General features: G+C 53.0%; 1 protein-coding gene. It reads right to left on the reverse strand.

Annotated features, from left to right (window positions below):
• Positions 1-668 (reverse strand): condensation domain-containing protein (locus ACQXR1_RS22105; protein ID WP_430772881.1); only part of this gene is annotated, 668 nt, incomplete at both ends.

The raw sequence follows: 668 nt of genomic DNA on the forward strand, positions 1-668 counted from the left end.
GTTGATCAGCCGGGAGATCCAGCACCGGCAGCTCGCCCTCGAGCTGCTTCAGCCAGTACGCCTTCTGCGTTTTGTATGTGTCTCCTGTTTTGAATCCTTCTTGCCATACGGCGTAGTCTTTATATTGAATATGAAGCCCCGGAAGGGCCCGGTTGTTGTACAGCTCTCCGAATTCCCGAATCAGAATGTTGACGGAAACACCGTCTGAAATGATGTGATGCATATCAACCAGCAAAAGGTGCCGCTCATCTGATACCTTTACGATTTGGGCACGGAACAGAGGCGCTTGGCTGAGATCAAACGGCTTGATAAACGCGGCTGCGGCCTCCTGTTCGGTTTGGTCGCCGAGAACTGTCGTCTGTAATGTGAACGGCACCTCGTCATGGATGCGCTGCACAGGATCGCCGCCTCCATCCTGTTCAAAGGAGGTCCGAAGAGACTCGTGGCGCTTGATCAGCTCTTTGAAAGCCCTGTCCAGCCTTTCGGGATTGAGCTTTCCTTCCAGCTCCAATACCGCCGGCATATTGTAGCCTGTCCCTCCGTCCTCCAGCTGCTGAAGAACATAAATCCGTTTTTGGGCAGATGAAACCGGATAGGTTTCACGCTGTTCCGTCGGCTTTATCGCTTCATATGGACTGTCCGTTCCTTCACGGATAACGGAAGCCAGT

It is taken from the genome of Bacillus sp. ATD (assembly GCF_050585765.1).
Taxonomy (GTDB): Bacteria; Bacillota; Bacilli; order Bacillales; family Bacillaceae; genus Bacillus; species Bacillus stercoris.